This window comes from Burkholderia sp. Ac-20384 (assembly GCF_017104605.1).
Taxonomy (GTDB): Bacteria; Pseudomonadota; Gammaproteobacteria; order Burkholderiales; family Burkholderiaceae; genus Burkholderia; species Burkholderia lata.
In genome coordinates, this window is the sequence record NZ_JAAGPE010000650.1 from 1 (window position 1) to 1,601 (window position 1,601).

At 59.6% G+C, this 1,601-nt stretch carries 1 protein-coding gene; it reads left to right on the forward strand.

Going from position 1 to position 1,601, the window contains the following annotated elements:
* Positions 1-213: 213 nt before the first annotated feature.
* Positions 214-1,031 (forward strand): IS5 family transposase gene (locus G3O00_RS42595; RefSeq protein WP_206146586.1). Its coding sequence is split into 2 segments (ribosomal slippage): positions 214-562 and positions 562-1,031, totalling 819 coding nucleotides; the frame shifts between segments, so codons are not numbered across the junction.
* Positions 1,032-1,601 lie beyond the last annotated feature (570 nt).

The window sequence follows — 1,601 nt, forward strand, 5'->3', positions numbered from 1 at the left end:
AGGGAGGATGGCAAAGTTTGGAGCCACGCGGCGTGGCGCATGTGGCCGATGCGAGGTGCGGTACAGGGATGCGAAGCAGTTGGAGCTCGAATCACTTTAAGGTTCCGAGTCCTCGGCGATGACTAAGAGACGGTTTCAAAAAGGGCCCGTAGGGCTGTTAACTTTCGCGGCGAGCTGTTAACCTCAGGCATCGGAACAACCGAGACCGAGGAGATGGGCAAGCCGATCATCGACGACGAATTGTGGATACTGATCGAGCCGTTACTGCCGCCACCCAAGCCGCGGCGCGAGAAGAACCCGGGTCGCCTACCTGTTTCGAATCGCGCCGCGCTGACCGGCATCTTGTTCGTTCTCAAGACCGGACTGCGCTGGCGCGATCTGCCTGCCGAGATGGGTTGCGGCTCGGGCGTGACATGTTGGCGACGACTACGCGACTGGCAGGCTGCCGGCGTGTGGGACCGCCTGCACGAACTGCTGCTCGCGAAGCTGCGCGCGGCAGACCAGATCGACTTCTCGCGAGCCGCTGTCGATTCATCATCGATTCGCGCCGTTGGGGCGGGCCAAAAACTGGGCAAAACCCTACCGATCGAGCGCGACCCGGTTCCAAGCACCACATCGTCACCGACGCCAACGGCACGCCGCTCGCCGCGATCCTGACCGGCGCGAACGTCAACGACGTCACGCAGTTGCTGCCGCTGATCGACGCGATTCCGCCGATTCGCGGATTGCGCGGCCACCCACTGCACAGACCGCGTGTGGTCTACGCCGATCGTGGTTACGACTCCGAGCGACATCGGCAAGCGTTGCGAAATCGCGGTATCGAGCCGGTGATCGCCAAGCGCCGTACCGAACATGGCAGTCGCCTTGGCAAATATCGCTGGGTCGTGGAACGCACGCATGCTTGGCTGCATCACTTCCGTCGCCTCCGTATTCGTTTCGAGCGACGTGCCGATATACACGGTGCGTTCCTCAAACTCGGTTGCTGCCTGATCTGCTGGAACACCCTCCGGCGCGCCGAACAGTCTTTATGAAACCGTCTCTAAGAGCGGAGAATGGCCGTCTTGCGAAATGCGCCACCCGCATATTGATTTTCTATCCTATTTAATGATTAAATCGCAATATATCGGAGTTATAAATATCTGGCTTAACGTGCACCGGACCGGTATCTTGGACAGCGAACACGACTTCCTCCGGCGCTTACGTTGGCCGAAATGGCGAGTGTGCGCTTGAGCGATAGGCAGGTGTAGATCGTATGGATGCCGGGCAGCGGAAAATTCGCACCGGGTCGGCAAGCGCTCGTGCCCCCGTTCGATATCGGCGAGTCCGCATCTCTGGAATTCCTTTCGCGCCTGATATATATGCGACCCGGTCTTCGACCAGATCCGGAACTGGCGCCCACAAAAACAGGTCGCGGTTCTTGGGGCGGATGCTGGGCGGGAGAGCCGCGGACATCGGCATCGGGTGAAGTGGGCGCGCTAGCTGTGAAGCTTCAATAGGTTGTATCGATGGTTCATCCGGACTGAGTCTGGGAGACTGGAAGTCGCCAAACACCCAACCTTCCAGGAACCCAGCCGGATGAACACCCATAAGAATGCCCGACT